At 41.8% G+C, this 23,122-nt stretch carries 19 protein-coding genes and 1 pseudogene; 17 read left to right on the top strand and 3 right to left on the bottom strand.

Annotation, left to right across the window (positions count from 1 at the left end; genetic code table 11):
* Window positions 1-18: 18 nt before the first annotated feature.
* The 16 genes and pseudogenes from QUD59_RS04575 to QUD59_RS04500 all read left to right on the top strand — a co-directional run bounded on the left by QUD59_RS04575 (window position 19) and on the right by QUD59_RS04500 (window position 17,373).
* The gene (locus tag QUD59_RS04575; RefSeq protein ID WP_286239894.1) at window positions 19-1,809 is read left to right on the top strand and encodes an ABC transporter ATP-binding protein; all 1,791 of its coding nucleotides are present in this window, start codon (window positions 19-21) and stop codon (window positions 1,807-1,809) included.
* A gap of 21 nt (window positions 1,810-1,830) precedes the next feature.
* The gene (locus QUD59_RS04570) at window positions 1,831-2,997 is read left to right on the top strand and encodes an O-antigen ligase family protein (RefSeq protein WP_286239893.1); all 1,167 of its coding nucleotides are present in this window, start codon (window positions 1,831-1,833) and stop codon (window positions 2,995-2,997) included.
* A 22-nt stretch (window positions 2,998-3,019) separates the two neighbouring features.
* Window positions 3,020-3,832 carry a sulfotransferase domain-containing protein gene (locus QUD59_RS04565; protein ID WP_286239891.1) on the top strand — a complete coding sequence of 271 codons (813 nt, stop codon included), beginning with the start codon at window positions 3,020-3,022 and terminating at the stop codon, window positions 3,830-3,832.
* A 32-nt stretch (window positions 3,833-3,864) separates the two neighbouring features.
* Window positions 3,865-4,863 carry a hypothetical protein gene (locus tag QUD59_RS04560; RefSeq protein WP_286239890.1) on the top strand — a complete coding sequence of 333 codons (999 nt, stop codon included), beginning with the start codon at window positions 3,865-3,867 and terminating at the stop codon, window positions 4,861-4,863.
* Between the two features lies 1 nt (window position 4,864).
* On the top strand, window positions 4,865-5,545 hold the full coding sequence (locus QUD59_RS04555) for a CatB-related O-acetyltransferase (protein ID WP_286239889.1): 681 nt from the start codon (window positions 4,865-4,867) through the stop codon (window positions 5,543-5,545).
* Complete coding sequence (locus tag QUD59_RS04550; protein ID WP_286239888.1) at window positions 5,535-6,632, top strand: glycosyltransferase family protein; 1,098 nt, start codon at window positions 5,535-5,537, stop codon at window positions 6,630-6,632. The genes QUD59_RS04555 and QUD59_RS04550 overlap by 11 nt, the downstream gene beginning before the upstream one ends.
* Before the next feature lie 42 nt (window positions 6,633-6,674).
* The gene (locus QUD59_RS04545; protein WP_286239887.1) at window positions 6,675-8,489 is read left to right on the top strand and encodes a hypothetical protein; all 1,815 of its coding nucleotides are present in this window, start codon (window positions 6,675-6,677) and stop codon (window positions 8,487-8,489) included.
* 4 nt (window positions 8,490-8,493) lie between these two features.
* Window positions 8,494-9,645, top strand: coding sequence for a glycosyltransferase family 4 protein (locus QUD59_RS04540; protein ID WP_286239886.1), 1,152 nt, complete (start codon window positions 8,494-8,496; stop codon window positions 9,643-9,645).
* A 333-nt stretch (window positions 9,646-9,978) separates the two neighbouring features.
* Window positions 9,979-10,146, top strand: a pseudogene (locus tag QUD59_RS19285) (DapH/DapD/GlmU-related protein); the annotation flags it as partial.
* Window positions 10,147-10,223: 77 nt separating this feature from the next.
* Complete coding sequence (locus QUD59_RS04530) at window positions 10,224-11,261, top strand: polysaccharide biosynthesis protein (RefSeq protein ID WP_286239884.1); 1,038 nt, start codon at window positions 10,224-10,226, stop codon at window positions 11,259-11,261.
* A gap of 3 nt (window positions 11,262-11,264) precedes the next feature.
* Complete coding sequence (gene wbjC, locus QUD59_RS04525) at window positions 11,265-12,377, top strand: UDP-2-acetamido-2,6-beta-L-arabino-hexul-4-ose reductase (protein WP_286239883.1); 1,113 nt, start codon at window positions 11,265-11,267, stop codon at window positions 12,375-12,377.
* A 22-nt stretch (window positions 12,378-12,399) separates the two neighbouring features.
* Complete coding sequence (gene wecB / locus QUD59_RS04520) at window positions 12,400-13,530, top strand: non-hydrolyzing UDP-N-acetylglucosamine 2-epimerase (RefSeq protein WP_286239882.1); 1,131 nt, start codon at window positions 12,400-12,402, stop codon at window positions 13,528-13,530.
* Between the two features lie 67 nt (window positions 13,531-13,597).
* A complete protein-coding gene (locus QUD59_RS04515; protein WP_286239880.1) occupies window positions 13,598-14,728 on the top strand; it encodes a glycosyltransferase family 4 protein in 1,131 nt (376 codons plus the stop codon).
* A gap of 19 nt (window positions 14,729-14,747) precedes the next feature.
* Entirely contained in the window at window positions 14,748-15,605 is an 858-nt protein-coding gene (locus QUD59_RS04510; protein WP_286239879.1) for a sulfotransferase family protein, read from the top strand.
* A complete protein-coding gene (locus QUD59_RS04505) occupies window positions 15,592-16,227 on the top strand; it encodes a sugar transferase (protein WP_286239878.1) in 636 nt (211 codons plus the stop codon). The genes QUD59_RS04510 and QUD59_RS04505 overlap by 14 nt, the downstream gene beginning before the upstream one ends.
* On the top strand, window positions 16,228-17,373 hold the full coding sequence (locus QUD59_RS04500) for a DegT/DnrJ/EryC1/StrS family aminotransferase (protein ID WP_286239877.1): 1,146 nt from the start codon (window positions 16,228-16,230) through the stop codon (window positions 17,371-17,373).
* A 13-nt stretch (window positions 17,374-17,386) separates the two neighbouring features.
* Here QUD59_RS04500 and QUD59_RS04495 read toward each other — a convergent pair whose 3' ends face one another.
* From QUD59_RS04495 to cysC, 3 genes are read right to left on the bottom strand one after another with little or no spacing between them, the layout of a single operon-like run.
* Window positions 17,387-18,172, bottom strand: coding sequence for a sulfite exporter TauE/SafE family protein (locus QUD59_RS04495; protein WP_286239876.1), 786 nt, complete (start codon window positions 18,170-18,172; stop codon window positions 17,387-17,389).
* Window positions 18,169-18,963, bottom strand: a complete 795-nt coding sequence (cysQ, locus tag QUD59_RS04490; protein WP_286239875.1) for a 3'(2'),5'-bisphosphate nucleotidase CysQ — start codon at window positions 18,961-18,963, stop codon at window positions 18,169-18,171. Before cysQ ends, QUD59_RS04495 begins: the two co-directional genes overlap by 4 nt.
* 2 nt (window positions 18,964-18,965) lie before the next feature.
* Window positions 18,966-20,756 (bottom strand): adenylyl-sulfate kinase, encoded by a 1,791-nt coding sequence (gene cysC / locus QUD59_RS04485; RefSeq protein WP_286239874.1) that lies wholly within the window; start codon window positions 20,754-20,756, stop codon window positions 18,966-18,968.
* Between the two features lie 400 nt (window positions 20,757-21,156).
* On the opposite strand from cysC, the gene QUD59_RS04480 reads away from it, so the two are divergent.
* A complete protein-coding gene (locus QUD59_RS04480) occupies window positions 21,157-23,103 on the top strand; it encodes a polysaccharide biosynthesis protein (protein WP_286239873.1) in 1,947 nt (648 codons plus the stop codon).
* Window positions 23,104-23,122 lie beyond the last annotated feature (19 nt).

The following is a 23,122-nucleotide window of genomic DNA, read 5'->3' as shown; positions in this document are numbered from 1 at the left end:
ATTTGAATCGGTGTTATCGTGCTAGCTAATGTCAAGGATGTTCTTGGTGTATTGAATTATTCTCAGAAGTTGAGGATAGGGGCGTTGCAATTGCTGTTGCTCCTAACCGCGACCCTGGAGTTATTCGGCCTTGCTGCTGTAGCGCCATATATGGCAGTAGTATCAAACCCTGAAATGATAAATTCAAACGCACTGTTGCATGAAATTAAGCGTATATTACAAGTTGATAGTCAAAACAATTTTTTAATCGTATTGGGTGTCATAGTTTTGCTTTTGGTGTTTGTCGGTAATGTATTTTCTATTGTCGGTGGTTGGTTAGTGGCTAAGCATAGCCAGATTATAGGAAAAGAAATTTCTGTAAATCTTTATGACTCATATCTTAGCAGAGACTATTTGTTTCATGTTGTGAATAATAGCTCAGATCTGATGGGTAAAATTGCACAGGAAGCTAATCGTGTTACTTTTCATGTTATATATCCCTTGTTGCAAATTAATTCAAGAGCGATAACTGTCTTTTTGATTGTGTTGGGCTTGATGATTATTGATATATATTTAGCAATCATTGCTTTTAGTGCCTTTACATTGTCATATGCTGTGATCTATCAAATCGTAAAGCTGGCACTTGAAAAAAATGGTAAGGTGATAACTGCTGCAACGAAGATTAGATATTCGGCTATGAATGAGGGTTTCGGTGGTATTAAAGAACTTAAGTTGATGCATAAGGAACACTACTACTCATCAATATTTGATAAGGCTTCAACTGATTTAGCTGAAGTATATGTTAAAAATTCAGTTCTTTCATTGGCGCCACGATATATACTCGAAGTTTTAGTTTTTGGTTGTATATTGAGCGCAACACTATATTTGTTGATAAAGGAGGGCGGGTTTATTGAAGCCTTCCCTACGTTGGCTTTATATGCCGTTGCAGCATTTAAATTACTTCCAGCTTTTCAGGGTATTTATTCTAATATTGCGAGTGTAAGGTCGAATATATCTGCACTACACAATATTGAGGGTGAGCTTAAAGGTGGTATAACTCTTGAAAGTGCCCTGGTCGTGAATCCACCCGAAGTCTCGATAGAACCTGGGCAGGATATCCGGCTTAGAAATGTTGAATTCAAGTACCCTGGTGCTAATAAATCAACAATCAATAATCTTAATCTTAGTATTAAAGGTGGTTCCATTGTCGGTTTCTGTGGTTCTTCTGGCTCTGGAAAAACAACTGTTGTTGATATTATTTTAGGTCTTATTTCACCTGATCAGGGTAAGCTGTATGTTGGTAATAATGAGGTTGTAGAGGATAATAAGCGGTGTTGGCAGAAGCACCTTTCTTACGTTCCTCAAAATATTTTTCTGGCTGATGTTTCTGTTGCCGAAAACATTGCATTTGGCGACAAAAATAGTATTAACTATGAATTATTAGATGAAGTTACATCTTCTGTCGGGTTAAAGCAGCTAATCAATGACCTTCCTAATGGCATAAATACGATTGTTGGTGAAAATGGTGCCCAGTTAAGTGGTGGACAGAAGCAAAGAATAGGAATCGCAAGGGCGCTGTATAATGATTCATCTGTAATAATTTTTGACGAGGCAACCAGTGCTTTAGATAATATTTCTGAAGCTGAGGTTATGACGGCTATATTGAAAGTTGCTAGTAATAAGACCGTGATCATGGTTGCTCATAGACTTACTACGCTTAAATCATGTGATAATATATTTGTTTTTGATAAAGGAAGGATCGTAGATGATGGCACATATGGAGAATTGATTAGTAGAGAGGGCGTTTTCAGAGAAATGAGTCTTCAATGAAATATGAAATGGCTAATATTGATGTTTCATGAAATAAAAAACGGTAACATGTTACGTGATTTGCTTTCTCTAACTTTTGTTGCCCTCTGTTTGTTTTTTGTTTATGGCTTGAGTCGCTTTGCTTTTACTGATTATGCAGGCTATTTGCTTGTTTTATTAGTTCTCTCTGTTTTTATATACTGTGCCTTGTCTATTGATGGTTTTAAGTTTGTCAGGATAGATGCACCTTTTTACTTGAGTCTGCTGTTTGTTGTTTATTTGTTGATAAGGCTTGACTTTAGGTATGATCTGAGTATTTTTTTCGAGCAGATTTGTTATCTTGTTGTTTTTATATGCTCTGTTCAATATGCTTATAATGGCGGGCGCCCATTAATAATGGGTATGGGGGCTTTGCTTTATCTAGCAGCCTTCATGGCAAAAGTTTCTTATAACATCAATGAAACAATAAATGGTTTCAATCTATGGAGTGGTTTTGTTGTTTTTACTCTGTTGCCATTGATATGTTTGTATTTTTCTTTTTTTGATAAGTATGGCCGAATTTTGATATTTGCTGCGGTGCTCTTAAGTAGTATGTTTCTTTTTTTGGTCACAGCTAGGGTTGCATTTTTCTGTACTGCATTTTTTTATTTGTTTTTTTGCTGTTTTAGCTATCTGCCTACAGCTTTATCTAAGTCTTTGGTTTTTTTGTTGGTTGTAATGTCAGTGTTCCTAGTTTGGGTATATGTTGCTTTTCCAGATAGCTTGGTGCTTGATATTCTGAATACACACAGTCTATCTGCTTTTAATAAACCAATTTATACCGGCCGTGAAGTGATTTGGGGGGAGTTGTTTGGGTATATAAGTGATTCAGTATGGCTTGGTGTATGTTCTAACTGTAATAGTTCTATGCTTGAGTCGACCCTTATGCCTCGTAATTTGAGTTCACATAATACACTGATTGAAGTTCTTTACCGGACAGGAATTGTTGGGGTTGGGTTGTTTTCAGCAATTTTGGTCTATATATGGCGCGTATTATGTGATTCCAATAAGGATTTGAAGGTCTCGATTGTGGCTGGCTATTTGCTGTCTAGCATTATCTTTATGTCGTCATCCGAGTACCTTTTTTCAAATGTGTTCATGATCAATTTGCTAGCATGGTATACATTTGGTCTTGGATATGGCTTTGCGAAAAGAAGTAAATCTTGTTGAGTATAGTTAAAGGGTACTTGGGATGAGTTCTACAGTTGTTCGTTTGAAAAGGGCTGTTAAGTCTGTATTAGGTACAGTTCCAGCGCGTAGAAATGTTTCTGTTAGAAAAGATGATGTTTTTATTGTTTCTTATCCTAAATCAGGTAATACCTGGACCAGGTTTTTGATTGCAAACATAATATCAGAGCCTGGTTTAGAGGTTGACTTTAAAAATATTGACTTTCTTGTTCCTGATATTTACCAAGCCAGTAATAATCAGTTAGCAAAAATGGATAGTCCACGCTATCTAAAAAGTCATGAATATTTTGATCCTAGATATAAGAAAGTAATTTACATTGTACGTGATCCTCGTGACGTTCTTGTCTCTTATTATTACTATTTAATGAAGATGAGTGCTCTGTTGTCTAATGAAACTTTAGATCAATTTGCCAGACGCTTTATTGATGGTGAAGTGGACTCTTTTGGCGATTGGGGGGAAAATGTAGCTAGCTGGCTCTCGGTTTCATCGCTAGATAGTTCAAGAGTGCTCGTTCTACGTTATGAAGATATGCTTTCCGACACTAAAGGAAGTGTGAAGCAAATCAATGATTTTCTTCACTTGCCGTCCTGTGAGCGCGATATCGATCATATCGTTTCTATGAGTTCATTTGAAAGAATGAAAAATCTAGAAATAAAACAGTCACTAAACTGGAAGCCAGTAAAGAATTCCCGCAAAGATATTTCGTTTGTCCGTTCAGGGAAAAAAGGAGAAGGACGGGATGTTCTATCTCCAGAGATTATAGAATTAATTGATAAGAAGTGGTGCAGCCAAATGGAAAAGTTAAGGTATAGTTAACTTTTATGGTTTTAATTTTCTGTAATAGTTATTTGTCTATTCTTAAGACAATTTCACTTATAGAGTCTCTGGACTGTGATCTTAAGGTCATAGTCAATGATGCTGAAATTAAAAATTTGTTTGAGGATATATATCCAGGAAGGGATATCAGTTTTCTTGTTGATAGTCCTTTTCCTAGAAGGACATCTTTATTAAAAGATACTCTGGAGTTCTATAAAAAGCGAGCTGAGATTCTTGATTGTATTGAAAAGCTCTCTCCAGTTTCTGTTTACTTTTTTCATGTTGGATATTGTGACTTTGAAAGCTGGCTTATACTTAGGCTTTCTAGTAAGTGTCGTGTTTATTACAGTCCAGTAGTTGCTAAGATCGAATCTGCTTATACATTAAATATAAAATCTTATGTGAAAAATAAGCTTTCAGCGCTTTTGTTTCCTGCATCTCTTGATATATGTTCGAATGGCTATAATTATTATAATGCTGTTGGTAAAAAATTTTTAGATTTATGTAATGCTTCAGTTCTAAAATTACAAGGTGCAAAAGTTGATGCTCCTTTACACAAAAAGTTACGCGTCTTGTCTGGTTTAGAGAATGACTATGATGTCCTTATTTTTGCCGGAGGGGAAATTGGGGTGGATGAGATTAGATATGTAAATGTGTATCAGAAAGTTGTATCTATGTTTTGTTCAGCTTTTGGTTCGGGAAGAGTAGCCGTTAAATATCATCCGCGCTATCAGCCTCCCTCCCTCGTTCCATTTGATGGCTTGGATGTTATACCCAAAGACATCCCCGGCTCTATAGTAATTGGGCCTGATTCGATAGTGGTATCTTATGGAAGTGCGGTTTTGTTTGAAGCAACGCAGTTCGGAGCAACACCATTGTCTCTGTTATTCACCTTAGGTAATGTTAGTGATGATCGAATTGATACTTTGTATTCATACTTGACTAGTAATTCACCAAATAAATCAATTTTATATCCTCAATCTATTGATGAACTAAGTTGCTTGTTAAATGATATTTTGCCTGGGCAATGAAATGTTAAGAAGTATTGTTCCAATAAAGTTAACTAGGCTGCTAAAGAGAGTATTTTATCAGGTTAAATACGGTGCTCGTATTGAACGTGGTGCTGTTGTCTCTTGTTCAGGATTGGGTAAACATTGTTATATTGGTGAAAATACCGTTGTATTTAAATCTCACCTTGATGATTTATCATACGTTGCACAATCTTCATTTATTAGTAGGAGTATAATTGGCAAATACTGTTCAATAGGGGACAATGTTCGTATTGGTCTGGGTGTTCATCCTACCTCGAAATTTGTTAGTACGCATCCCTCTTTTTATTCTCCTAGGGCTCATGTCAGCTTTACAGACGAGCTTCTCTTTGAAGAGCATATCTTTATTAATGCGGGAAAAGATATCTGCGTTGAAATTGGTAGTGACGTATGGATTGGGTCATCCTCCATTATTATGGACGGTGTTAAAATAGGGCATGGTGCTATTGTGGGCGCAGGTGCAGTTGTAACAAAGAATGTTGAACCTTACTCCATCGTTGGTGGTGTTCCAGCGAAAGTTATAAAGTATCGATTTAGCCCTGACATCATCGACTCATTACTTTCAATCTCTTGGTGGGATGAAGATGTTAACTGGGTGATCGATAATTCAGATAAATTTAGTGATATTTCATCGTTTATTAGTGACTTTAACAATGCAAAATAACAAGCCTAATGTCTTATTAGTTGAGTCTGGGGGCCATTACAAGGTATTGCCACATCTGTATTTAATGCTTAGTAAAGTTTTTGATGTGGAAGTTCTTCTCCCTAAGAGCGGCATTTCAAAAGTTTCTTTCATTCCTGAGTGTAAGCTTGTTTCATGTCTTTCTATGTATTTTATATTCTTGTCCGCATTGTTTAGGGGGCGGCAATATGATTATTTGTACATCGCAACTGCTCCACAATATGGTCGAAGTGGAATTGACTTTTATTATGTGCTTTCTTTCCTGATTCTGGTGTTTTTTTACGGTGATAAGGTTATTGTTCATATTAGGGATAATAATAAGTTTTTCTCCTCTGGTTCTGTTTATCAAAATCTATTGGGTTATTTGCGGCGTAAATCAGTTCTTGATGCACGCTTGATATGCTTTGAAAGTAAAACGCTTTTGTCGAATTTCAAGGACATGGCGTCGTGTGATGATTCAAAGCTCTTTGTTGCTTATGTATATTACTCTGATTTTAACTTCGTTGATTATGTTGCTTTTCCTTATGATTCTAGGTCATCTATTAAAATTGGTTTGACAGGTTCAATCGATTCTTTTAGGCGTGATTATGATACTCTAATTCATGCGCTTGGTTTGCTTAAGCCTGAAGTTGTAAATAGAATCAGTTTTGCGGTACTTGGTGAGTGCTCTGGCCAAGCTATGCATGTCATCAATCAAATTGAAAAATATTGTCCGGTTCAGTATGCGCCGGGTTATATTTCTGATGATGACTTTCTTGATATTGGCTCTTCTTGTGATTTTTTGTTATCTCCACTGAAAAGTGAATTGGGCTACGGGCTTAATAAGGGGACAGGGGCTTTTGGAGATGCGATTTTCCTGAAAAAAAACCTGTTGTTGCCTTCGTTTGCCGATCCGTATGTGGAATATTCAGCTTTTTCTTCTTACTATGAAGAGGGTGACTCAGATAGTCTGGCAAAAAGTATAGATCTTTTTGTTAACAGTCCTAGCAGTTTAATATTGGATGATGGCTGTTTTGATTCTTTTTCGTCTATTTCTGTTTCAAATGAATTGGCTCATAAGCTTTCTTAGGTTTTTATTTTTATCGGCTTAATAATTTTTTTAGGTGTTTTCATGTGTGGGATTTTTGGTATTTTCGGTCAGCATGATGTTTTAAATGACGATTTAAAGAAATTAGCTAGCCGGGCTCGCATTCGTGGTAGAGATTCAAGCGGATTAATTTTCTCTTCTGCAGAAGGGTACAAGTGCTTTCGAGCTGATTTTGATATCAATCGACTTCTAAAAAAACGTGGTCCTATTAAGGCCTCAACTGTAATGGGGCATAGCCGTCTTATTACCAATGGGCTGGCTGATAACCAGCCAGTTGTAAGGGATGGTATATCTGTTATACATAATGGAATTATTGTTAATGCAGATGAGGTATGGGAAGAGTTATCAATAGAAAGAAACTTTTCAATTGATTCTGAAGTTATTCTTGGTGTTGCGTTAGAGCATTTTTCTGATGGAGGGAATGTTGAAAGTCTTGCAGACAAGATTTTAAGCCTGTGTAAAGGGACTATATCTTGCGCTTTAATTATTCCAGAACATGGTAAGGCTCTCCTTTTTTCAAATAATGGAAGCCTTTTTATTGGTGATAAGAATGATTTTAAGTTTTTTGCATCAGAATCAGTTTCTCTCGAAGAGTTGGGTTGTAATAATATAATTCAGGTTAATGGTGGGTTTCATATATTTGATATCCCAGTTTCGGCTAAAATCAATGTTGTTGATGAGCAGTTAAATAAAAAAAATCTAATTCCTGACTTTGCTAATGTCTCCCATGAAGAGAAGGCCTTGCTTTATCCTGAGCATGACTTGATTAGATGTACTAAGTGTATCCTGCCCGAAACAATGCCTTTCATCCACTTTGATGAAGATGGCGTTTGTAATTATTGCAATAATTATGTCCCTCGAAATAATCCTAAGCCTAAAGCAGAGTTGCTGAGTTTGCTTGAGCCTTATCGTCGCCGTTCTGGCGCTGAATGCATCGTCCCTTTTTCTGGTGGCCGTGATAGTTGCTATGGACTTCATCTTATTGTGGAAGAACTTGATATGAAGCCTATTACTTATACATATGATTGGGGGATGGTGACTGATCTGGGTAGGAGAAATATCAGTAGGATGTGCTCGCAACTTGGTGTTGAAAATATCATTGTGGCTGCCGACATTTCAAAGAAGCGCAAAAATATTGCAAGAAATCTTAAGGCTTGGTTGCGCTCACCGCATTTAGGTATGATAAGCATTTTGACTGCCGGTGATAAGCATTTTTTTAGGTATGTAGAAAGTGTTAAAAAGCAAACAGGTATTAATTTAAACCTCTGGGGAATCAACCCCTTGGAAGTTACTCACTTTAAGGCGGGTTTCCTCGGAATACCACCAGATTTCGAAGAAAAAAATGTTTATATGAGTGGGCGTGCAAAACAGTTGCGATATCAAAAGTTGCGCTTTAAGGCTATGTTGGACAGTCCTGGGTATTTTAATAGTTCTTTGTGGGATACGCTGTCAGGAGAATATTATAGAAGTTTTACTCATAAAAGTGACTACTACCATTTGTTCGATTACTGGCGTTGGGATGAGGGCGTTATCGATGATACTTTGATCAATACCTATGATTGGGAAACTGCTGTAGATACCCAAACCACTTGGAGAATCGGTGATGGTACTGCTGCGTTTTATAATTACATTTACTATCTTGTTGCTGGCTTCACAGAGCATGATACATTTCGCAGTAATCAGATTCGTGAAGGGCAGATTTCTCGAGATCAGGCTTTGTCTTTGGTTAAAGAAGAAAATAAACCACGTTACCAGAACATTCGTTGGTATTTGGATGTTTTAGGTCTTGATTTCAAAGAAGTTGTTGGTGTTTTGAATAATATTGAACGTATGTATTGATGATATGAGTAGTGTAAACAGTGAGTATCGAATCCTTAAAGTTTGGCCGTTTTGGGTTGACGGTATCAAATACCATGATCAATATCTAGCCGATAAGATGCTTGAGGATAATGTATATACGCATTTTATTTGCCCCGACTATACGCCGCCTAATTACTCAGCCTTTTCTAGTGAGTCAGACAAAAACTCGACTTATAATGTTTCTTTTCTTAAGTCATTTTTTGTCTTTGGTAAACCTTTTCCTTATGATTTTTTTGGGGTGATTTCTAAGGTCAGGCTTTTTAAGCCTGACGTAGTCCATTTTTTTGGTATTAGTAACTTCATTACTGTCGTTGTGCTTTTGGCGCTATTTTTTTCTAATTATAAAGGGAAGATTGTTTTTAATGATCATAGTGACCCTAATGAACGAAAAAAAGGCTTAAAGGCTCGATTTTACTACGGTTTTTTTGCGGTTTTTTTTAAAATATTTATTAGGGGTAAATATAAGATAATAGTCCCTGATGATTCTTCTTTTAATGAGATTGTACGTCGTTATGGCTCTGGGGTAATGCGTAATTTAACTATTATTCCATTAGGGTATGATGAGCGTATTTTCTGTAATTCTAACCCTTCAAGGGGTAAAAAAGCCTTTGTTTTGGGGTTTGCTGGGAAGATTAACGAAGCTAAAAAACTTGAAAGGCTTGTTGATGCCTCTTTGTGTTTTGATGAATCAGTCCTTGATATTAAAATTGCTGGCCTTAATTTGGATAGACTGTCACAGTATCAGCAATCTTTACTTGATTATGTGAAGTCTACTGGTCGTAATAACATTCACTTAACTAGTTTTATTTCAGCACCATCCGAGCTTTCTGATTTTTATGCAGGCTTAGATTTAGCGGTTTTTCCTGGCTCTATATCTATCACAACTCTTGAAGCTACAGGCTGTGGTACTCCTATCGTCTTGTATAATTCTATATCGGGCCTCGATCACCGGGTGTCTAATGGTCGTGGTTTATTGTTTGATACACAACAAGAATTAGTATCTTGCATAGATTTTTTCTTAAATGCTAAAGAAGGCTCTGGTATTGATCACAATCAGATTGCATCTAATAGCAGAGAGTTCTCTTGGTCTTCATTGAAGCACGAATATTATAATATTTATGGCTTTAAAGGTTAGCTCATGTTTAGGAACATATCACGCATATTAAGATTAGATTCTTTTTATCCACAAATGCGCGCCCTGCGTTGCTTACTAATGGTTAAAGTTCATCGGCTTCGATATGTTAAGTCAAACTTTTTAATTTCTCGTGGCTGCGTTATATCAAAAGACTTTTCCGCTGGTGAAAATGGATTTATGGGTCGTGGCTGCCGAATATGCCCACGGGTTAGTGTCGGTAGGTACGTGATGTTCGGACCAGAGGTATTCATTACAGGTAGCGATCACCGTTACGATGTTCCTGGTACTCCAATGATTTTCTCAGGGCGGCCTGTTCTTGATTCTACAACAATTGCTTCAGATGTGTGGATTGGTGCCCGGACAACTATCATGGCAGGTATCTCAATTGGTGAGGGGGCTATTATCGCTGCGAATTCTGTTGTTACACATGACGTTGAACCGTATTGTATATATGCAGGTGTTCCCGCTCGCAAGATTAAAGACCGCTTTCCTAGTCCTTTGGACAGAACTTCACATGCTTTAGCTTTAGACCGCGGTGTTATTCATGGTAGTTATTGTTCACCGCTGCAGGAAAAATTATGAATTTTGATGGCTCTACTTTATTGATTACTGGTGGTACTGGCTCTTTTGGGCATGCAGTCCTCCAGGGTTTTCTTGATAGTGATATACAAGAAATTCGCATTTTTAGCCGTGACGAAAAAAAACAAGATGATCTTCGCAAGCGGTATTCCAATGCCAAGTTTAAGTTTTATATTGGTGATGTACGTGATTACAACAGTGTTCTTAATGCAACCCGTGGCGTAGATTTTATATTCCATGCGGCCGCACTTAAGCAGGTGCCTTCCTGCGAGTTTCACCCCATGGAAGCAGTTAAAACCAATGTTATTGGCACTGAAAATGTTCTTGAGGCTGCGATACAAAACGAAGTAAAACGGGTTGTTTGCCTGAGTACTGATAAAGCGGTTTACCCTATTAATGCTATGGGAATTTCCAAAGCGATGATGGAGAAGGTTATGGTCGCCAAGTCGCGCAATGTTGACCCTAGTAAGACGGTCATCTGCGGCACACGCTATGGCAACGTAATGGCATCTCGTGGATCTGTGATTCCGTTGTTTGTTGACCAAATAAGGAGAGGTGACGCGCTTACTATTACTGATCCAAATATGACCCGCTTTATGATGACCTTGGCTGACGCTGTGGATTTAGTTCTATATGCCTTTCAGCATGGTAACAATGGTGATCTATTTGTACAGAAGGCCCCAGCCGCCACAATAGAGACACTTGCTAGGGCATTGATAGATCTGTTGGGTGAACCTGATCATCTGATTAATGTAATTGGTACTCGCCACGGTGAAAAGCTGTTTGAAGCTCTGCTTAGCCGCGAAGAGATGGCATGTGCTGAAGACTTGGGGGACTATTTCCGGGTACCCCCAGATCTTCGTGACCTTAATTATGGAAAGTTTGTAGAGCAGGGAGAAGCTAAGATTTCTCATACCGAGGATTATAACTCTCATAATACTGAGCGATTGGATGTGCCTGGGATGCAAGTACTGCTTCGTAAACTGGATTTTATTCGCGCCCTGGAGCGGGGTGAGTTCATTAGCCCCGAGGATTAAATTGTGCGTGTACTGGTGACTGGAGCAAAGGGATTTATTGGTAAAAACCTGCTGATGCACTTTCAGGAGGCTGGCGATATCGAGGTGGTGCCCTTTACCCGTGAACACAGCATTGATCAGTTGACTGATATGCTGGAAGGCATCGATTGGGTGTTTCATCTGGCTGGTATCAATCGCCCTCAAAACAAAGAGGAGTTTGCCAGTGGTAATACGGGATTGACTCATCAGTTGTGCGCAGCAATTAAGGCCTGCGACAGGCCTGTGCCTGTGGTCTATACCTCATCCATCCAGGTTGAACGAGATAATGACTATGGCAATAGTAAGCGCGCGGCTGAAGACGCTTTGCTAGAGCTGCAGAAGGAAACGGGTAATCCCGTTTTTATCTATCGCTTACCGAATGTGTTTGGTAAATGGGCCCGCCCCAATTACAACTCAGCTGTTGCGACCTTCTGCCATAATGTAGCACGAGGTTTGCCTGTCCAGATCAATGATCCGGATGCCATCATCCGGCTGGTGTATGTGGATGATGTAGTCGATAGCTTTATATCGCTGATTGAAGCTGTTGATACACAAAGCCCTTTTGTTGAAGTCGCTCCCGAATATCAGATCACTGTAGGGGAATTAGCTGATCAGCTTAACCGCTTTAAGGATACGCGCGATAATTTAATTACCGAGCCGGTCGGTACCGGTCTGATACGGGCCTTATACTCTACTTATGTCAGTTATCTGCCGCCGGATAGCTTTACCTACGCGGTGCCTCAACATGGAGACAGTCGTGGTGTGTTCGTCGAAATGTTGAAAACCCCGGACGCCGGACAATTCTCCTTTTTCACTGCACACCCTGGTATCACCCGCGGTGGGCATTATCATCATTCGAAGACTGAAAAGTTTCTTGTGATTAAAGGTAGGGCCTGCTTCCGATTTCGTCATATGTTCACCGGCGAATTCTACGAGCTATATACTTCGGGTGAACAGTCTGTAATTGTCGAAACTGTGCCTGGCTGGACCCATGATGTTACCAATGTTGGTGATGACGAATTGATTTGCATGCTTTGGGCTAATGAGATTTTTGATCGTGAAAAACCAGACACTTTTGCCTGCCCGGTTGAGGCTTAAGCCTGAGCACTGAAGGATTATTATGAACAAAATGAAAGTGATGACCGTGGTTGGCACACGGCCTGAGATTATTCGTTTGTCCAGGGTGATGGCCAAACTCGATGAGCACTGTGAACATGTATTGGTTCATACCGGTCAAAATTATGATTACGAACTGAATGAAATTTTCTTTAATGATCTGGGAATTCGCAAACCGGATCATTTTCTCAGTGCTGCAGGATCAAGCGGAGCTGAGACTATTGGTAATGTAATTATTGCTGTTGATCGTGTGCTGGCCGAGGTGCAGCCGGAAGCGGTGCTTGTGCTGGGTGATACCAACAGCTGTATGGCGGTTTTGCCTGCTAAGCGCAGAAAAATTCCAACTTTCCATATGGAAGCGGGAAATCGATGTTTCGATATGCGTGTGCCAGAAGAGATTAATCGTCGTATCGTTGACCATACAGCGGATATCAACCTGCCCTATAGTACGATCGCACGAGACTACCTGTTGGCCGAAGGCCTGCCACCTGATCGTGTGATTAAAACTGGCAGCCCCATGTTTGAAGTGCTGAATTATTACAGTGGTGGGATTGATGCTTCGGATGTGCTTGAACGTTTAGACCTTACGAAGAATGAGTTCTTCGTTGTAAGTGCTCACCGTGAGGAAAATGTTGATTCAGACAAAAACTTTCTCAAGCTGGTTGGTGTGTTGAATGCCGTGGCTGAACAATACGATCTGCCGATTATTGTATCGACACACCCCCGTACTCAGAAACGTGTTGATGCAATGGGGATTAATTTCCATTCAAACATTCAGTTGCTCAAACCTTTAGGATTTAAGGATTACAATAAACTCCAGTTGTCGGCACGGGCTGTTTTATCTGATAGCGGCACTATCAATGAGGAATCTTCAATACTTAACTTCCCTGCACTGAACTTACGTGAAGCGCACGAGCGTCCAGAAGGGATGGAAGAAGCCGCAGCTATGATGGTTGGGCTGGAAGTAGAACGAGTGCTTCAGGGACTATCGATCTTGGATACACAAGGCTGCGGTGAAAAACGTAGCCTGAGGCAGGTCGAGGATTACAGCATGCCGAACGTGGCGGAGAAGGTAGTGCGTATTGTTCATAGCTACCGTGACTATGTTATGCGCACGGTTTGGAAGCAGTATTGAGAGGCAGTCATTGAAAGTTTTGGTAATTCACCGGTATTACTGGCCGGATACGCCGCCTTATGCCTCTATGTTACGTACCATTGTGCAGCGCTGGGTTCAGGATGGGCATGAGGTAGATGTTTTGACTTCTCAGCCTTCTTACAAGTCGGCCGTTGACAACTCTGTTCAACCTGCCCGAACGGAGCTTGATGGAGCTTGTGTTGTTCGCCTTAATTTACCCCCGGAGTCGGGTAAACCATTAGTGCGTATTCGCAACGCTTTTAAACTGGGCATGAGGGTATTATGGCAGGCTGTTTTTCGAAAACGCTATGACGTGATTATGGTATCGACTTCACCGCCGGTTCTTGCTGGGTGGTTTGTCGCGATTGCAGCAAGGGTTTCCGGTGCGCGGTTTGTTTATCACTGTATGGATATTCACCCCGAAATTGGTCGTATTTCAGGTGAGTTCAGGAATCCGAAGATTTATTCATTCTTATCAAGAATGGATCGTTGGACCTGTAGTCAAGCAAAACCAGTAGTTGTATTGTCACATGACATGGCGTCTTCGCTCGAAAACCGCTGCCCAGGTAAGCCTCCAGAAACGTTAGTCATTAATAATTTCAGCTTGCCCTCAGACGTTGTTGAATATGGCGAAACGCTTCCCTTCGAATGGCCGGTAGAGCCTTTCGTACTTATTTTTGCGGGCAATATAGGGCGCTTTCAGGGTCTTCAGGTGTTGGTTGAGGCTATGGCCTGTATTGCTGACCGTGATGATATCCATCTCCTAATGATGGGTGAAGGGGCGGAAAAAGAGAATCTCACTATTCAGGCTCAGAAAACTGGAGCCAGGATTACTTTCGTAGGTCACCATTCTGTTGCTACAGCTAAGGTGGCGATGAAAAAAGCCAGTGCTGGTTTTGTTAGCCTGATGCCTGAACTTCATAAGTATGCTTATCCTAGCAAGACGATGACATATCTGGAACAAGGCTGTCCTGTGTTAGTGTCTGTTGAAGAGGACAGTTGTCTGGCGAATGATATTGTAAAGAATCGTGTAGGCCTCGCGGTTGCTAATGGTGATGCACAAAAGCTTGCTGATGCAATTAAAGCCTTAGCAGATGATTCTGTTGAGTTAGAAGCGATGCACAAGAACGCGACAGCACTTGCGTCAAGAGAGTTTTCAGAAGAAGCGGTAATGGTCAAGTGGTCTTCTCTTCTGTAGTAATGTTAGGGAAAATAGAATGAGTAATACCGACGTAATTATCATTGGGGCACCACGCTCAGGTACAAACATGCTTAGGGACATATTGACCTCTTTAGATGGTATTGCCACCTGGCCGTGTGATGAGATTAATTACATATGGCGTCATGGAAATATTAGATATGCATCAGACGAGATTCCTGCTGAAAAAGCCACCCCATCAGTGAAAGAATATATCCAGGGGCGATTCGCGAATATCCGTTCGACCTATGGTTCTGAAATTGTTATTGAAAAGACCTGTGCTAATTCATTGCGAGTTCCGTTTGTTAATGAAATTATGCCTGATGCTAAGTACATTTTTATTTATCGGGATGGCATCGATGCCACAGGTTCAGCCAAACTACGTTGGACTGCGAAACTCGACATACCGTACATATTGGAAAAAGTACGATTCGTACCGAAAACAGATTTGCCCTATTATGGTTTTCGTTATTTATGGGCGCGTATGTACCGATTCATTTCAAGAGAACAGCGCCTTGCCTTTTGGGGGCCTGCTCTGGAGGGAATGCAACAGATTTTGCAACGACATAGCCTTAATGAGGTTTGCGCGCTCCAATGGCAGCGCTGCGTAGATTTATCTGAGTCGGCGTTATCAGCGATGCCTGAAGATAAAGTTGTTCGTGTTCGTTATGAGGATTTTGTTCGTAATCCAGAAGAGGAGCTCTCACGTATTCTCGTGTTTCTGAACAGGAAGGTGGATAGTGAAAAAATTTCAGAAGCGGTTAGTGGAGTATCTGCTCGCAGCCTAGGTAAAGGGCGAAAAGCCCTGGGCAAAGAGGAAGTTGACAAGCTGGAAGCCTTGGTAGGGGAGACGTTAAAACGTTATGACTACCTGTGATGAATTAGGCGATGTAAAAGGTAGGCTCAGCAGTTGTCAGGCCTTTCAGAAACGATCTTTTGATTTTATTTTTTCTGCCTTTGGTCTGCTTGTTTTTTGGTGGCTGATTCTTATTGCGTGGATCGCTGCTAGTTACGACACCCGCTCGAATGGTTTTTTTATTCAGCGGCGTGTAGGGCGCAACGGGAGAATCTTTAAAGTGATAAAGATTAAAACTATGCGCCCAATTGATTCGTTTAACACTACTGTCACACGGCGTGGTGATCCAAGAATAACATCACTTGGCGCTTTTCTACGACGAACAAAAATCGATGAGTTGCCACAATTATTTAATGTTTTTATTGGTGAAATGAGTTTTGTTGGTCCCCGTCCAGATGTTCCAGGGTTTGCGGATAAATTAAGCGGTGATGAGCAGGTAATGCTATCCATCAGGCCGGGTATTACTGGTCCCGCAACATTAAAGTATCGAAACGAGGAGGAGTTGCTTGCCGAGCAAGATGACCCGGATGCCTATAACGCTGAGGTTATCTGGCCTGATAAGGTAAAGATCAACATTGAATATATTCGTAAATGGTCTCTTAGTCGTGACTTTCAATACATCCTACAAACGGTTTTTCATTAAATGTTAAATGGACCTTTTTCTCCATGGCCCTCTTTCACATCAGAAGAGGCGGATGCGGTTCGGGATATTCTGCTTTCGAATAAGGTTAACTATTGGACTGGGCAGGAAGGCCGCTTGTTTGAGAAAGAGTTCGCTGATTTTTCTCAATCTAAGTTTGCTATTGCGCTTGCAAACGGAACTGTAGCACTGGATCTTGCATTGAGGGCACTCGATATTGGTGCAGAGGATGAGGTAATTGTTACTTCAAGAACTTTCCTTGCTTCAGTTTCTAGCATTGTGAATGCGGGGGCAGTACCTGTTTTCGCAGATATCGATCGGGATAGTCAGAATATTACAGCCGACACCATCAAAATGGTTCTGACCCCCCGTACGAAGGCCATTGTATGTGTACACCTTGCCGGGTGGCCCTGCGAGATGGATTCAATTATGAAACTGGCTGCAGAAAACGATCTTTATGTGATTGAGGATTGTGCTCAGGCTCATGGCGCGAAATATATGGGTAGGTCTGTCGGTTCAATAGGACATATTGGTACCTGGTCATTCTGCCAAGACAAAATAATGACTACAGGTGGTGAAGGCGGCATGGTTACGACCAATAGCAGAGAACTGTGGTCTAAAATGTGGTCTTATAAGGATCATGGCAAAAGCTGGGAAGCTGTCTATGAACGAGAGCATCCGCCAGGATTTCGATGGTTACATGAATCATTCGGTACTAACTGGCGTATGACCGAAATGCAGGCGGCAATAGGCCGCATTCAACTGGCTCGTATGGGGGATTGGCATGACCGGCGTGTTCGTTATGCCAATCAAATATGGGCAGCAGCAAAAGAATGCTCTGCTCTTCGCGTGCCTGAATTACCCGATGTAATTGAGCATGCTGCATACAAATGCTATGTCTTTGTTAAAAACGGTCAGCGCGATCAGATCATGGCAGAGATTAACGAACAAGGTGTTCCTTGTTTCTCTGGTTCTTGTTCTGAAGTCTATCTAGAGAAGGCATTTGATAATTCAGGGGGGAGGCCTGCTGAAAGATTGCCTGTGGCGAAGGAGCTGGGTGAAACGAGTCTGATGTTCCTTTGTCATCCAACACTGACCCAGGACGAATTAGATAAAACGTGTTGTGTTATCAGAGAGGTCTGTCGTTGATAGCTCACGAGTGCTAGGTACTTAATAATTTGTAGCCGGCAATTAGTAAAGCAATGCTCAAGAGGTTTTTAATTAACTCTGGCTTAGATAATGTCACCATATGACTTCCTATTATTGCAGCAGGAATAGAACCCAGAACTAAATAGCTGAGAAGCTCGAGGTGAGTATAACCCATCCCAAGATAGCTTACTCCCGCTATCAGCGATACCGGGATTGCATGCAGAGTATCAGTAGCGACCAGGTTTTTGGGTTGCATTCTTAGCGGGTATAGGGCTCTGAGAAGTAGTGCTCCGACTGCACCTGCACCGATTGAAGTTGTAGATACCAGTCCACCAAGCAAGACACCTCCCAGTACTGTTGCGCTGGGTTGGAGTTTTTTAAATGAAGTTGGAGTCGCTATTCGTCGGCGCTTTTGTAAGGCCTGGAAATACTTCCCAAACAACATAGAGAGGCCTGAAAGAATTACCAGGAAGCCGAGTAGTGTTGCAATCCAGGACGGATGGTCGAATAACAGACCTGAGTGGGCGAGGGCTACAACAATAACAGCTGCCGGTATACTGCCAAGCCACATGCGTTTGATGATTTGCCGGTCAACATAGCCATTTTTAGCGTGCAGCCCACTTGCGGCTAGTTTAGTTATGGTAGCAAACAGTAAATCAGTGGCAATGACTACAGTCAGGTCTAGTTTGAAGCCCAATAGCAGAATAGGAGCCATTAAAGCCCCTCCTCCAACACCGGTTATACCGACAATAAAACCGACCAAAGCACCGGAGAGTAGTGCCCATTCAATTTCAATCACCGGTGGCCCTTAGCAATGAAATAAGGGTTCAGAATATCCCTTTTTCCGTAGACCATGGGGCTGCCGCTGCTTTGTGTAATACTACCGCCAGCTCCCTCAAGTACGGCGTGGGCCGCTGCCGTATCCCATTCGCAGGTTGGGGCCAGTCGTGGATAGATATCCGCTTCGCCGGTTGCAATTTTTAAGAATTTGAGACTGCTCCCCGCTTGAACTAATTCGACGTCGCCTTCTAGTGAATTAATAAACGCCTCTGTTTCCGCATTTAAGTGACTTTTACTTGCGACAACACGGGTTAAATCTGCGGAAATACGTGAGCAATGAATCTGTTCCTCTGTGCTTGAACTACCCCGCTTTTCGCGTATCGACTGAATACCATCCCCACCAATGTAAAGCTCATCTTTTACTGGAATGCCCACAAAACCAAGGGTGGGTTTGTGGGATTCAATGAGAGCCAGGTTACATGTGAATTGACCATTTCTGTTGATAAATTCTTTTGTGCCATCTAATGGGTCAATAAGCCAATATACTGAAACCGTTTCAGGTATAGCTAGAGAAGCGGGGTCTTCTTCGCTGACAACAGGAATCTCTGGTGTTAGTTTTGAAAGCCCCTGAATTAGAACGTTATGCGCAGCGAGGTCGGCTTTAGTCACAGGGGATTGATCTTTTTTTGTTGTGATATCGATTTTTTCATTGTTGTAGATGTCGATAATCACATCACCTGCTTCCCACATAAGATGCTTTAGTGAAGATAAAATGTTCGAATCAGACAGAATTTTTTGAGCAATATTCATGATTATATTTCTAATTCCAAGAGGAGGTCGGCAACAAGTTCATCAACTGCTTTATCTGCTGTTGGCAGGATGATTTCCGGGTTTTCCGGTTCTTCGTAAGGACTGTTAATTCCGGTGAAGTTTGGAATTTCTCCTTTGCGCGCCTTCTTGTATAGACCTTTTGGGTCTCTGGCTTCAGCAACAGAAAGTGGGGTATCGACGAAAATTTCTATAAATTCCCCTTTCTCAAATAGCATTCTGGCCATTTGGCGTTCAGAGCGGAAGGGGGAAATAAATGCTGTTATTACGACAATGCCAGCATCCACCATGAGTTTGGCTACTTCGGAAATGCGCCGTATATTTTCAATCCTATCTGCATCGGTAAATCCCAGATCTTTATTTAACCCATGGCGAACATTGTCGCCATCCAGTACATAGGTGCGAATCCCTCTTGAATGCAGCTCCTTTTCCAGGGCATTCGCAATAGTTGACTTCCCTGAACCGGACAGTCCTGTAAACCAAAGTACCCTGCTTCGATGACCGTTTAATTTACAACGCGCCTGTTTATCTACGTCAAGTTTTTGCAGATGAACATTCTTTGCCCTACGCAGTGAAAAGTTAATAGTGCCATAGGCGGTGACTTTGTTGCTGTGATCACGTAGTGTGCATTTTCCTAAGGCTCGGCATTGTTTGAACGGCTCAAACGGGATCGGTTTTTCGGTTTTGAGGGTCACAATTGAAATATCATTGATGGAAAGCTTATTGGCAGATAGCTTTTCAAAGGTATGAATATTTAACTTATGTTTTATATTGGTGATCTCTGCACGCATGGTGGCCGTGCCAATTTGAATCCAGTAGGTCCGTCCCAAATAACCGGGCTCTTTATCTGTCCAAACCAGTTGCAGTTCAAAGTGATCAGAAACTTCACATGGGGAATCTGATGTAACAAGAACATTGCCTGTAGATAATTTAACATCCGCAGGTAAAACGATTACGGCGCTATCTTCTTTTACAGGCTTGCAGCCGGTTACGTTAGAGAGGGAGACCGCCTTGGCTGTGGTTATCTGTGCAGACGGCAGAATTCTGAGTTTTTGGCCTGGGTATGCTTTACCTGTTTCGATTCTTCCTGAAGCAGCAATAGAATCTGAATCAACCTGTGTAATCTCTTCAACAGGGAATCTAAATGGCTGCTCCTTTATTGCGTGCGGATCAGAACTCTCGGAAAGGTACTCAATTAAACTAGGGCCCTGATACCAGCTGCTTTCTTTGTCTGTTGACGCCAAGCAAGATGGGATTAATACTGCTGAGTCCAGTTCAAGTGACTTTGAGAAGTGCTGATATTCTTTTTCTAAATTTAGGAATTGTTCTTTGTTGTAGTGCTTTTCATTCGTAACGTTGATGGAAAAGACTATCTTCCTAATGCCAAACATCGAGCACAGTATGACTTGTTGCTTGGTCGTTGCGTCAATGGTGATCGTCGGGTCTATTAAAATAATAGCAACTCTTGCGGTAGAACTTGAAGTAAATAGGGCTTCGGTTAATTGCTGTAGGTCAGTTGAGTCAACTACCGATAGATTGCTCTGTAAAATTGACGAGCGGTGAAGAGTGTTCCCTGATTCCTCTGCCCTAGAGTTATCTGAGTGATTAGTACGCTGGGGTGAAGTAGGCGAGGTAACCGCAGTAGAGGTTAACAATTGCTCTACAAGTTCTGCCTTACACATGTTGTGAGAGCCGCAGGCTACGATTAGGAAATCTGTTTGATTAGAACCATATGCAGAGGATTGTTTCTGAGCAATTTGCTTAAGATGGTCCATCTGAATTAATTCTCCATTATTGCTCTTGTTTAGCTATGGGATTAGTTGCCCCAGATTCTTCAAAGTAGCTGGGTTGGCTAGGTAGTTACCTAAGATGATTAACCGGAAAATTATACAGGATATAAACCCCTTGCGTGTTAATATGAAGCTGCTGGGCCATATGTTATGCGGAAAATCAGCGATAGCGCAGTATGGGACGGCCCTAACTTCGGTATCTCATCAGTGGTGTACTGATAAACAAAATGTCGTTGGCTTTCGAAATGACACACTCACTTCAATCTAAGGTTGAGGTCGCACTTGAAGAGGCCTATTGTGATGTCGCTTTGTGTGGAGTTGGCAACCAATCTGTAACTCCTCCCATTCAACAAGGTGATTATTTACAGTTCTAAGTTTGTTATGTATGGAAAAATATAAACATTACACACCAGTCACGCATTATTGGATTTTAAGCTTAGGGCGTAATAGCAAAAAGTTGATAATGGTCCTATCTGATCTTATTGCTCTGCCGTTGGCCTTGTGGTCTGGTTATGCCCTGCGATTGGCTGAATGGTGGCCTTCCAGTTATTTGTCTGAAGCTTGGTTGTTATTTTTATTAACACCTGTGTTTGGTGTTTTTATTTTTATGCGGTTGGGTTTGTATCGTGCGGTTGTCCGTTTTATGGGAGCGCAGGCGATTCTCTCAGTCTGTAAAGGAGTTGTGGCTTTAGCGGTACTCCTGTGGGCGAGCGCCATCGTGTTGAATATCCAGCCGTTCCCCCGATCTGTACCAGTGAATTTTGCCTTGGCCGCACTAGTGTATGTGGGTGGCAGTCGTCTATTAGTCCGTAACTACTATCATTGGTTGCTTCGACACTATATAGAAAAAGAGCCCGTATTGATTTATGGAGCCGGTGGTTCGGGTGTGCAGCTTGCTACTGCCCTCGGGAGCGGAGCGGAGTACCTTCCAGTAGGTTTCCTTGATGATGATAAGGCATTGTGGAAGAGTACGGTAAACGGTTTCCCTGTCTATGACCCTTCGAACTTGAAAGAGCTGATCACGAGCCATGGTATAACCCATGTTCTGCTTGCCTTGCCTTCTGTCAGTCATTCTCAACGTCGCTCAATTCTTGAAAAATTATCTGAGCAATCCGTCCATGTTAAAACGGTGCCGACTATGCCGGAGATTATTTCAGGTGAGTCGGTAGATAGTCTCAGAGATGTGAGTCCTGAAGATCTCCTCGGACGGGATACCGTACCTCCCGATATGTTACTCATAGAAACGAGTATTACGGATAAAGCGGTACTGGTTTCTGGCGCGGGAGGATCGATTGGTTCCGAGATTTGCCGACAGGTCATCCAGAATAAGCCCAAACTCATAGTTCTGTATGAGATCAGCGAATTTGCACTTTATTCGATTGAAAGGGAGCTTCAGGAACTGCTGACTACACGTGGTTTGTCTATTCCGTTGTTTCCTGTTTTAGGTTCAGTTCTGGACCCTGATCGCCTTGATCGAGTCATGCGCCGGTTTAATATCCAGACGGTCTATCATGCAGCAGCCTATAAACACGTGCCCATGGTGGAGCATAATGTGCTGGAAGGTATCCGTAATAATTCTTTTGGCACAAAAGTAATAGCCGAAGCGGCCCTGCAAGCGGGGGCAGAGCGTTTTGTCCTGATTTCGACGGACAAGGCCGTACGCCCTACTAATGTAATGGGCGCGACTAAACGTCTGGCAGAGCTGGTATTACAGGATCTTGCACAGAAAGGCGGTACTACCGTTTTCTCGATGGTTCGGTTTGGTAATGTGCTGGGGTCATCCGGTTCAGTCGTTCCGCTTTTCCGTCAACAAATCAGGGAGGGTGGTCCGGTCACGGTGACGCATCCGGAGATAACCCGGTTTTTTATGACGATTCCGGAGGCGGCCTCACTGGTTATTCAGGCCGGATCCATGGCACAAGGTGGAGATGTTTTTGTCCTTGATATGGGAGAACCGGTAAAAATTACCGAGTTGGCTAAACGGATGATCAAGCTGATGGGGGAGGAGGTGAAAACCGATCAGCACCTCTCAGGTATTGAGATACAGTTCAGTGGCCTACGTCCTGGAGAAAAGTTATATGAAGAGCTGCTGATCGGCGATGATGTTATCGGCACGCAGCATGCGAAGATTATGAGGGCTCAGGAAGAGTCTTTGGGCAGGGATGTGTTACAGAATATTCTGGCTGCACTTAACGAATCGCTACAAACCGGAGATTCAGAGCGCGCTCGGGCGCTTCTTCAAGAGGCCGTCTCCGGCTTCCGGCCTGCTAGTCCAGATGTGGATTGGCTATATCAGGAAAAAACAGAGAAGGCTCGCAAGCCGCTTCACTAAGTGGCTTCCAATTTCTACC

It is taken from the genome of Neptuniibacter halophilus (assembly GCF_030295765.1).
In the GTDB taxonomy this organism is placed as follows: Bacteria; Pseudomonadota; Gammaproteobacteria; order Pseudomonadales; family Balneatricaceae; genus Neptuniibacter; species Neptuniibacter halophilus.
Note: the sequence above shows the minus strand (reverse complement) of the source record. Positions and strands in the feature narration are given on the sequence as shown.

Bases quoted from the DNA above. Each gene is read 5' to 3' on its own strand.
- QUD59_RS04570 (WP_286239893.1), top strand. From the start codon at position 1,831: ATGTTTCATGAAATAAAAAACGGTAACATGTTACGTGATTTGCTTTCT.
- QUD59_RS04530 (WP_286239884.1), top strand. From the start codon at position 10,224: ATGAATTTTGATGGCTCTACTTTATTGATTACTGGTGGTACTGGCTCT.
- QUD59_RS04565 (WP_286239891.1), top strand. From the start codon at position 3,020: ATGAGTTCTACAGTTGTTCGTTTGAAAAGGGCTGTTAAGTCTGTATTA.
- QUD59_RS04505 (WP_286239878.1), top strand. From the start codon at position 15,592: ATGACTACCTGTGATGAATTAGGCGATGTAAAAGGTAGGCTCAGCAGT.
- QUD59_RS04550 (WP_286239888.1), top strand. From the start codon at position 5,535: ATGCAAAATAACAAGCCTAATGTCTTATTAGTTGAGTCTGGGGGCCAT.
- cysQ (WP_286239875.1), bottom strand. From the start codon at position 18,963: ATGAATATTGCTCAAAAAATTCTGTCTGATTCGAACATTTTATCTTCA.
- QUD59_RS04545 (WP_286239887.1), top strand. From the start codon at position 6,675: ATGTGTGGGATTTTTGGTATTTTCGGTCAGCATGATGTTTTAAATGAC.
- wecB (WP_286239882.1), top strand. From the start codon at position 12,400: ATGAACAAAATGAAAGTGATGACCGTGGTTGGCACACGGCCTGAGATT.
- QUD59_RS04540 (WP_286239886.1), top strand. From the start codon at position 8,494: ATGAGTAGTGTAAACAGTGAGTATCGAATCCTTAAAGTTTGGCCGTTT.
- cysC (WP_286239874.1), bottom strand. From the start codon at position 20,756: ATGGACCATCTTAAGCAAATTGCTCAGAAACAATCCTCTGCATATGGT.
- QUD59_RS04555 (WP_286239889.1), top strand. From the start codon at position 4,865: ATGTTAAGAAGTATTGTTCCAATAAAGTTAACTAGGCTGCTAAAGAGA.
- QUD59_RS04515 (WP_286239880.1), top strand. From the start codon at position 13,598: ATGTTACGTACCATTGTGCAGCGCTGGGTTCAGGATGGGCATGAGGTA.
- QUD59_RS04500 (WP_286239877.1), top strand. From the start codon at position 16,228: ATGTTAAATGGACCTTTTTCTCCATGGCCCTCTTTCACATCAGAAGAG.
- QUD59_RS04510 (WP_286239879.1), top strand. From the start codon at position 14,748: ATGAGTAATACCGACGTAATTATCATTGGGGCACCACGCTCAGGTACA.
- QUD59_RS04480 (WP_286239873.1), top strand. From the start codon at position 21,157: ATGGAAAAATATAAACATTACACACCAGTCACGCATTATTGGATTTTA.